Source organism: Clostridium sp. (assembly GCF_018372875.1).
Classification (GTDB): domain Bacteria; phylum Bacillota; class Clostridia; order Clostridiales; family Clostridiaceae; genus Clostridium.
Genome location: NZ_JAHAIF010000081.1, coordinates 1 through 9,608, shown reverse-complemented (window position 1 = coordinate 9,608; position 9,608 = coordinate 1). Strand labels below are relative to the sequence as shown.

The window sequence follows — 9,608 nt, the reverse complement described above, 5'->3', positions numbered from 1 at the left end:
TGTGTTAGGCACGCCGCCAGCGTTCGTCCTGAGCCAGGATCAAACTCTCAATAAAAAGTTTAATCTTGATACTTGATTTCTCAAGTTTACTCGTAAAAAAGAATTGCTGGTTTTTAACTTTATATTCTGTTCAATTTTCAAAGACCAATTTGTGTGTCGCACTTAAGCGACTTGCTTATCTTAACACCCTCAACTTCATCTTGTCAACAACTTTTTTTATCTTTTGTTGCGACCTCTTTCGCTGAGGAACGAGACTTATAATATCATCTATATTCCTCTCATTATTATATTAAAACATAATTATAACAAGTTTATCTATTAATTTCTATATATATTACAATAATACTCTATATTTCTTATATAGACACACTAGGGTTAGTTTCTAATACATTATAATAAAACTAATTCTATAACCCCCCATAAAAATCATATATCTCTAAAAATTAGACCAAAGAATGATAATAAAAAAAAGATGGAGCGGATATTTATTTTGCTTCTTCCATCGCAAGCTCCAAGTTATAAAAAAATCGCCAAGGCTGAGGAAAATCTTGCAGGGGCATATATTTTATTTTTTATTCTTTAGGAAGAAATGAACTAATATATCGCTAAATTGTTGAAGTTATCCACAATTTAATTGAATCTATAATTTCTTAAAGAATAAAAAAATAAATCTCTATTGCCTCCGTACTTAATTGAAGGTAGCAACATTGAAAAGTCCTGGATATATTTTTTAATATGTTTTGTAGAACATAGCAGCATAGACATAACATCTGGTAGTTATATTCATACTTTAAAAAAGCTATAGATACTTTAAATCTTTTAAATTTATAAGCAGATATACATAATTATAGTGTATAAATGGTGTATAAATTATAGTTTTACTACAAAATTTAAGCAAATAAAAAACTCTCTAACCTTTAACTTAACTAGGCTAGAGAGTTGAATGGTAGTCCCTAGGGGAATCGAACCCCTGATTCCACCGTGAGAGGGTGGCGTCTTAACCTCTTGACCAAGGGACCAAAGACATTTGTTATTATATCACACTTTTCCCAAAACTATAATTTAATTTCCAAACAAATCCATTCAATTTTTTAGTTTTTTATATAATTTACTCCTTTTTCCTTTATTTCTCTTTATCTTATGATTTAATTTTTACCATTTACTTTGCTAATAAATTTTCTTACTACCTCTTCATACTTTTCTCTATTAGCTCCATAGCACTCCATGTGACCTGCATCTTCAACTAGGTATAATAAATCTTCCTTATTACCTCTTTTATTATACATATCTTCTGCCATAGTATATGGAACTAACTTATCCTCTTTTCCATGAATAAATAAAATTGGCTTATTAGACTTCTCTATTTCCTTTAATGGATTAACTTCATCCATATCAAAGTTACATCTATGTTTAATCTTTTTTCTTAATAACCAATACACAGGTTTAAAAGGAATGTATCTTTGTTTATCAAACTCATGCTTTATTTCTTCTTTCCCATTAGAAAAACCGCAGTCATCAATAATGAATTTCACTTTATCATTATTAACCCCACACATTAATACAGTTGCTCCTCCTAACGACTGACCATGAAGACCTATGTATAGATCCTTTCCATTCTTATCTTCTAAATACTTAATCCACCTATCTATATCATTCTTTTCATAATATCCATAGGTAGTATACTCTCCTTCACTTCCCCCATGTGCTCTTTGATCTACTAAAAGAACATTAAACCCTTCATTTAAAAACAATCTAGTAAAGGGCATATGAATATGATAATTAGCACTATATCCATGAACAAGTATCATATATTTATTATTCTTATATTTTTCAACAAGATACCCCCTTAAGGTATATCCCTCTGCAGACTTAATTTCTATATTAAAAATATCTTCCTCATTATAAATTTCCTCATCTAAAATTCCTTTATCTTTTAAATATAAAAATGCCTCTTCTTTATTCTTCTTATGTTTCAAAAATATCCTTTTAAAGGCTAACTCTGAAGAGTAGTGTAAAAATATAATTCCAAAGATAAGTATCAAAATAATTAAGCTAACAATTGCCACCATACTTTTCCCTCCCTATCATTTGTTTTTTTCCGTCGCAAGCTCCAAGTCACATCAAAACAAATATCCACCTCACGCGTACTAAAGGTAAGGAAATTATAAAATTACTATCCTTTATTTTATATTTTTAATATAAAATGTAATAATACCTTTGATTTATAGCTAATTGAAATTTTATACTTTCCTAGACAGTAAAAAAGAGTAGCTATAACTTTTCTTGCTACTCTCTCTTATTTAATAGATGAACACATTTTTTCCCCTTCCAATTAACCTTGTAATTTTTCTGCTAAAAGCTTTAATTCTTCAAGTGTTAATTTTGCTAAGTAAGGTCTAGATATTTCATTTCCCTCTTGAATCTCACCTCTTCCAAGCTTAAGAATTGTACTTATATACATTTCTCTATAGTCTCTCACTGCCATAAAGATTCACCCCCTTTTATCAGCTGTTTTTCATTATATTTTATATACTATGCTATCCCCAAATAATGATTACAACTTTTAGATATATAATATTTTTATATTATATCATAATAATGTAAATTTTCAAAATATTTAGTTAAAAAAACAAGAGAGGCACTCCTCTCCTATTTTCCATCTAAATATGAAACTGCACTTAATGAAGCAATATTTCCTTCACCAGCAGCTTTTATGTACTGATATGGCTTACCAACGCAATCTCCAGCTGCAAAGCATCCTTTAAGATTTGTTTTCATAAGTCTATCAACCTTTATATGACCTTCCTCTTCTTGAAGTCCTGGTACTAATTGTGATGGAGATATAGCATCCTTTAATAAGAACACCCCATCTGTTTCTATCTCTCTTGATTTAAATAGAAGCTTAGAAACCTTATTTTCTCCAAGAATCTCAGTTGGTCTATCTTCAACTAACTCTATTGAATCATTTAACTTATAATCACCTTTATACAATGGAATATAATAAACTTTACTTGCAAGTTCACTTACATAGTTAGCTTCATGTTCCCCTTCTTCATTAGAAGATATTATACATACTGTCTTTCCTTTATATAAAGGAGCATCACAAGTTGCACAATATCCTACACCTTTACCTAGGAATTCTAACTCTCCTTTTAAAGGCTTTGAGAACTCTACTCCTGTTGCTAAAATTATTGATTTAGCTTCATACATTTTATCATTTGCCATTAAAGTAAAATATTCACCCATAGAATAAACATTATTTATTCTTTCTTCAGTAATTTCTATTCCCATAGAGCTTATATGCTCTCTAAAAGCTTCTCCAAGCTTACTTCCTGTAGAATTAGGGAATCCTAAATAGTTATTTATTTTTGGTGCTCTTTGTACCTTTGAGCTAAGATTTCTTGTACCAAATAATATAAATGATTTATTTCTTATCTTAGCATTAAGGGCCGCTGATAATCCAGCAGGCCCACTACCTATAATAGCTATATCGTATCTATCCATTAGAAATTAAAGAACCTCTTCTATAGCTTCCTTTAATACATCCTTTGGCATAAATCCTACTTTAGTTTCAACTTCAGCACCATCTTTGAATATTTTTATTGTAGGTATACTTTGAACGCCATACTTTGTAGCTGTTTCTGGACTTTCATCAACATCAATCTTTAACACCTTAACTTCTGCCATTTCTGAAGCAACCTCTTCTAAAACAGGTGCTAGCATCTTACAAGGTGCACACCAAGTTGCAAAGAAATCAACAACAACTACTCCTTTTGCATTAAGTACTTCTTCATTAAAATTACTATCATTAATATGGTTTACCATTTTGTTACCTCCTTATACCCCTTAGGGGTATGTTTTATTTTCTTTATTGTATCTCACTTTATGTCATATGTCAACTATAAGCCTATATTTATTCTGCTGTATTTACATTATTTTTATTCTTTCTATCTAATTTATTTAATTCTCTACATTCGAAGCAAATGCACCATTCCTCTCCTGTATTATCCTTCCTTTGAAAAAAGAAATCTTTACCTTCACTATCTTTTTTTCCGTGAAATCTTTTTCCACAATAACTACAAACAAGAGTCAAAAAATTGTTTAGTTCCCCTGATGAAATATCTCTAATCAAAACTTCCACCTTCTCCAATATAAATTTCTTTATATTAAATTTTATTTTACTATTCTTTTATTATTACAAAATTTAAAGAGGATATATGAAAAAATAATCCTTCATATATCCTCTTACTTAATTTAATTATGCACAAACTTATTTAATTTCTTATATATACCCTCTATATTCATTAACTCTTCATGAGTTCCTCTCTCTTCAATACCTTTATCTGTAAGAACTATAATTTCATCTGCATTTCTAATTGTAGAAAGCCTATGCGCAACTACTATAGTTGTCCTTCCTTTGGCTAATTCATCAAGTGACTTCTTAATATAATACTCTGTAGTATTATCTAGTGCGGATGTTGCTTCATCTAAAATAAGTATTGGAGGATTTTTCAAGAATACTCTTGCAATAGATATTCTTTGCTTTTGCCCACCTGAAAGCTTAACTCCTCTTTCTCCAATATAAGTATCATATCCATCCTCTAAATTCATAATAAAATCATGCATATTAGCTTTTCTTGCTGCTTCATATACCTCTTCATCACTAGCTTCCATATTACCATATCTTATATTGTCCTTTATTGTACCAGTAAATAAGAACACCTCCTGTTGAACTATACCAATGTTTTCTCTTAAAGAACTTAAAGTAACATCATAAATACTCTTATCATCTATTAGGATATCACCTTTATCTATATCATAAAATCTTGGAATAAGATTACAGAAGGTTGTCTTACCTCCACCTGAAGGACCAACAAGAGCTAGGGTTTTTCCAGCTTCTATATCTATTGATAATCCATTTAAAATTTGATTATCTTCATAACTAAAGTAAGTATCCTTAAAAGTTATCTTACCTTTTACATTTTTTAATTCAATTGCATCCTTCTTTTCCTTCTCTCTATCTTCTGAAAGTATCTCAACATATCTTTGGAATCCTGTCATACCACTTTGGAATTGCTCCATAAAGTTGATAAGCTTCTTAATTGGGTCCATAAATACCTTAATATATAAAAGATATGCTGTAAAATCTCCCACAGTAATATTACCATTAAAAGTATATATTCCCCCGGCAATTAAAACTACATAATTAAGAATATCCAATGAGAAGTTAGCTCCTGAGAAATATTGAGCCATTATTTTATATGCCCCTTCTCTTGCATTCATAAAACTCTTATTTCCCTCTTCAAACTTTTCTTCCTCATAATCATGGGTTACAAAAGCTTTTGAAACTCTTATACCACTAATGCTATTTTCAAGCCCTGCATTTACCTTACCAGTTTCTACTCTAGTTTTTAAGAAAGCTTTATTCATTCTCTTTCTTTGATACATTGTAAATATAACTATTATAGGAATAAATGCAAATATAATTAAGGTTAAAGTTAAATTTATACTGCTTAAAACTATAAATGATCCAATTAGCATTACTATTGATATAAACAAATCTTCAGGACCATGGTGTGCAAGTTCTGAAATATCTTGTAGGTCATTTATAATTCTTGACATAATGTCACCAGTCTTCGTGTTATCAAAGTAGGTATTAGGCAATTTTTGAAGATGATTAAATACCTTTCTTCTCATATCACCCTGCATTCTTACACCTACAACATGTCCTTGATACTGCATAAAGTATCCACATCCTGCTTTAATTAAAAATAAAATAATTAAAGTTACTGCAAATACGCCTATTACTCTTAGCTCCCCATGATTTGTAGCATTGTCCACTATTTCTCTTGTCATCATTGGATAAACTAAATCTATTGCAGCCGCTAATGATGCTGCTAATAAATCTAATATAAACAGCTTTTTATATGGCTTATAAAATCTAATAAATTTTCTAAACATTACTCCTCCTTAGTTTCAACAATTACTATATTAATTTTATTATTTCCTGCTTACTCTCTAATAAATTCTCCTTAAATATTCCCTTTATATTAAATGGCTTTCCACCTAATACATAAATTACACCATCCATAAAAATAGCTTCGTCTACATCATGTGTAACAAAGATAACTAACCTGTTTTCTTTACTGAATATTTCTTTTAGTTCGCTCATTATTGAATATTTAGTTTTATAATCAAGGGACTTAAAAGGCTCATCCATTAAAATTACTTTTGAAGGCTTTAAAAGAGCCCTTGCTATATTAACCCTTTGCTTCATACCACCACTTATTTTTTCAGGATAATCATCTTCAATACCTGAAATATGTAATAAGCTAAATATTTCCTTTAATCTCTTTTCTCCCTCTTCCTTAGTAAAATAGTTATAAAGAAATAACTCCATATTTTTCTTTATAGTAAGCCAAGATATAAGTCTATCCTCTTGAAATATATAACTTATATCTTCATTATTTACTCCAATTATTTCTCCACTATCTTTAGAAGACAAACCTGCGATAATATTTAAAAGTGTACTTTTACCTCCACCGGAAGCTCCAATAATACAATTTATTTTATCTTTGCTAAATTCAATATTAAAATTTTCATATATCCCATTTTCATCAAAGCTTTTGTACAAGTTTTTAATAATTAAATCACTCATATTTTCCCCTTTCACTTCCACTTATTAACCTTGGATATAAATACCTTATTAGCCCATTCAAAAATCACTGAAATTATTGCTATTAGAACTATCCAAGCAAAAATTGATGTTGTATCAAAATTCATTTTTGACAATTGAATGGCTGAACCTATACCATATTTAGGTTGTCCGTGTACTTCTCCTGCAACCACAACCTTAAAAGCTAAAGAGAAAGATGATATTAAGATATTCATTATATAAAACACTATTATTGGAATATATATTTTTTTAATTTTTTCTATAGTAGAAACTCTATATATTTTGCACATATCCACTATTTTATGGTCTATTCCATTTAATGAATTAATTATGCCTTCATATAAGATAGGAAACACTATAGCAAATCCCACCACAAAGGGAGCTTTATCCTTGTTAAACCAAATTAAGGCTAATACTACTAAAACCATAGTTGGAATAGTCTTACCTATTGCATTTAAAGGACTTAAAAAATTTCTAAAGAAGGGGTACTGTTTTGAAAGCACCCCTAAGATAATAGCTAATACTAAAGCTATTGAAAAACTAATTAAAGTTCTATACAAACTACTTATTACATTCTGGAAAAAATCAGCACTCCATATTATATCTCCCATGGAAACTAGCACTTCCTCAATTCTTGGAAGATATATGTTATTATTAATTTTTATAGCTATTATCTCCCATAGAATTAATAGCACAAAACAAGCCAATAACCTTTGACTTCTATTTTTCCATGAATACTCCTTCATCTGGAACCTTTCCTCCTATTGTCTTAGGATCAAATTCGTTTAGTTTATTAAAATAATTTATATACTCTTCAGATGTACCTTTTATTTTTGCAAATTTTATATTCCCCTTTTCTACAGCCTTAGGGATAATTGCTTTATTGGCTGAAACTCCAATTTCTTCGCAATATGCTGCCAAAGTTTCACCATCTTCATTGGCAAAATTACAACTATTTTCAACTTCCTTTAAGAACTTTTCCACAAATTTATTATCATTTTCTATAAGTTCTTTTTTAACTATAATTGTAGCTTGTGGAAAACCATATTCTGAATTATTAAGAGTTTTCCACTCTTTATTAAAATCCATTATTACATTAATATCAGACTTCTTTGATAAAACTTGGGAAAGTGCTGGTTCTGGAATTACTGCATATTTTGTCTTTCCAGCTAGTATAGTTGGTGCTAATTCTGTAACTCCATTTACATATGAAAAATTAAAATCTTTATCTGGATCGTATCCCTTATCCTTCAAAACTGTTCTTGTAACAATATCAGGTGTTAAGCCCTTTCCTATATTGTAAATTTCTTGCCCCTTAAGTTGGTCTAAAGTTTTCTCCCCATCTGCTGATATTAAATAGAATGATCCCCATCCTGTAGTGCCAACAATTTGATACCCTGCATTTTTATTATATTGAGTGGCTGCTACATTTGAAGGTACAACTGCTATATCAGCTTCCCCCTTAAGTACAGATGTAACTATATTTTCAGAAGTTTTTTCAATTGTGTAATTAAGATTATACCCCTTCATAACTTCTGGTTTTTCTTTAATCATTTTAGCTAAGGCCATACTTGGTAGTCCATCAGGAATAACAACTTTAACTTCCTTAGTTTCCTTAGGCTCTGAGCCTGAGCATCCTGCAAATAATCCTAAAGAAAATAAGGCCATAATAATCACTGCTAATTTCTTTTTCATTTCTTTATTCCCCCTTTTCTTTTTCTCTCATTTTATATTACTACAATATGCCAAAAATTCCTACCCACTTTCTATATTTATTAATAATGATTATCCATTATATTAAATTTATAAACTTTAGCAAACTTATACTTTTCTCCCTTTTTTTCAATATAAATTTAATTTCACATTCAACTTCTTTACCATAATTGTACAGTAAAATCATTTAAAATATCACTTTGATTATTGCATCCAACCTCCTTAGATTATAGCTATGTACTTTAGAATAAATAAAGAAATATACTATAAGTGTAAAGAATTTCATTGTAGGAGGAGAAGTCTAATGATATTTTTATTAAAAGTATTTGCTTTTTCTTTTATTATTACAGGATTTATTGCAATGGTTTCTAATCTTTATTTAGGAAGATCCGAGCTAGTTAGTCTATATAAGTCAATACAAGATAATGTAAATATAAAAAGGTTATCACAATATGAAGGAAGTTTTGGCATTATATTCGGTACATTATTATTATTACTATTATACAGCTCATATAATATAAAAATTTTATTCTTTATTCCTTTATGTTTGCTAACATTAATCTATATTCCACTTAGAACTAAACTTATGGAAGATAATAGATAAAAAAAGGAATCAATTTTGATTCCTTTTTTCATCTATAAATATCTACAATTAATCCTTGAATTTCATCTATTGTAGCAGCTATACTCATATTTTTCTTTTCTTCACCTAATACAGCTTGAGTTAGCTCCTCTAATTTTTCATCTACAGTATCTACTGTAATAAAATATTGAGTTTGCCAAAAGCTAATATCCTTTTTGGTATCATACATAAATTGAAGAACTGATTCTAGGTATTCTTTAATCATTTTTTTATAAAGTCTAACATCTGCATAAGTTTTAGTAATAACCAACCTATTACCCTTTTTCTTTATATCATCCACTATCTTCTTTAATTGCTCTTCTGATTTTCTTTCCTTAGCTTGGTTAAAACTCTGAGAAAAATCCTTTCTGTTTGAAACAGTTTTTCTTTCTTCTCTATTAATTGTGCCTCGTATAACTCTTCCTATTTCCATGTTATCATCCTTCCTGCCACTAATTATATCAAAAAAATACATAATCTACTACTGTGCGTATTATAATGTTTGAGTCAAGTAAAAGTTGGCAATAATTTCACTTATTTTTATATCCATTATTCTACAGTTGACTTTTATAATTTCACTACCCAAACCTACTTTTA

Annotated in this window: 11 protein-coding genes and 1 tRNA gene; 1 reads left to right on the top strand and 11 read right to left on the bottom strand. The window is 29.3% G+C overall.

The window, feature by feature from the left end:
- Window positions 1-944: 944 nt before the first annotated feature.
- From KIB46_RS15830 to KIB46_RS15785, 10 genes are all read right to left on the bottom strand, one after another.
- A tRNA-Glu gene (locus tag KIB46_RS15830) sits at window positions 945-1,019 on the bottom strand.
- A 126-nt stretch (window positions 1,020-1,145) separates the two neighbouring features.
- Window positions 1,146-2,069, bottom strand: a complete 924-nt coding sequence (locus tag KIB46_RS15825) for an alpha/beta hydrolase (RefSeq protein ID WP_291673135.1) — start codon at window positions 2,067-2,069, stop codon at window positions 1,146-1,148.
- 263 nt (window positions 2,070-2,332) lie between these two features.
- Window positions 2,333-2,485 (bottom strand): hypothetical protein, encoded by a 153-nt coding sequence (locus KIB46_RS15820; protein ID WP_153246633.1) that lies wholly within the window; start codon window positions 2,483-2,485, stop codon window positions 2,333-2,335.
- A gap of 164 nt (window positions 2,486-2,649) precedes the next feature.
- Window positions 2,650-3,504 (bottom strand): NAD(P)/FAD-dependent oxidoreductase, encoded by an 855-nt coding sequence (locus KIB46_RS15815; RefSeq protein WP_156562378.1) that lies wholly within the window; start codon window positions 3,502-3,504, stop codon window positions 2,650-2,652.
- A gap of 6 nt (window positions 3,505-3,510) precedes the next feature.
- A complete protein-coding gene (trxA, locus tag KIB46_RS15810; RefSeq protein WP_049179056.1) occupies window positions 3,511-3,825 on the bottom strand; it encodes a thioredoxin in 315 nt (104 codons plus the stop codon).
- A gap of 88 nt (window positions 3,826-3,913) precedes the next feature.
- Complete coding sequence (locus KIB46_RS15805) at window positions 3,914-4,132, bottom strand: hypothetical protein (RefSeq protein ID WP_156562375.1); 219 nt, start codon at window positions 4,130-4,132, stop codon at window positions 3,914-3,916.
- A gap of 122 nt (window positions 4,133-4,254) precedes the next feature.
- Window positions 4,255-5,961 carry an ABC transporter ATP-binding protein gene (locus tag KIB46_RS15800; RefSeq protein WP_156562372.1) on the bottom strand — a complete coding sequence of 569 codons (1,707 nt, stop codon included), beginning with the start codon at window positions 5,959-5,961 and terminating at the stop codon, window positions 4,255-4,257.
- A 25-nt stretch (window positions 5,962-5,986) separates the two neighbouring features.
- Complete coding sequence (locus KIB46_RS15795) at window positions 5,987-6,658, bottom strand: ABC transporter ATP-binding protein (protein ID WP_156562370.1); 672 nt, start codon at window positions 6,656-6,658, stop codon at window positions 5,987-5,989.
- A gap of 11 nt (window positions 6,659-6,669) precedes the next feature.
- Window positions 6,670-7,422 carry an ABC transporter permease subunit gene (locus KIB46_RS15790; RefSeq protein WP_156562367.1) on the bottom strand — a complete coding sequence of 251 codons (753 nt, stop codon included), beginning with the start codon at window positions 7,420-7,422 and terminating at the stop codon, window positions 6,670-6,672.
- Window positions 7,397-8,371, bottom strand: a complete 975-nt coding sequence (locus KIB46_RS15785; protein WP_156562365.1) for an MqnA/MqnD/SBP family protein — start codon at window positions 8,369-8,371, stop codon at window positions 7,397-7,399. Before KIB46_RS15785 ends, KIB46_RS15790 begins: the two co-directional genes overlap by 26 nt.
- Window positions 8,372-8,693: 322 nt before the next feature.
- On the opposite strand from KIB46_RS15785, the gene KIB46_RS15780 reads away from it, so the two are divergent.
- On the top strand, window positions 8,694-8,993 hold the full coding sequence (locus KIB46_RS15780; RefSeq protein ID WP_156562363.1) for a hypothetical protein: 300 nt from the start codon (window positions 8,694-8,696) through the stop codon (window positions 8,991-8,993).
- A gap of 28 nt (window positions 8,994-9,021) precedes the next feature.
- Here the strand turns inward: KIB46_RS15780 and KIB46_RS15775 are convergent, their stop codons facing one another.
- Window positions 9,022-9,444 (bottom strand): YaaR family protein, encoded by a 423-nt coding sequence (locus KIB46_RS15775; RefSeq protein ID WP_291673129.1) that lies wholly within the window; start codon window positions 9,442-9,444, stop codon window positions 9,022-9,024.
- Window positions 9,445-9,608: the final 164 nt, after the last annotated feature.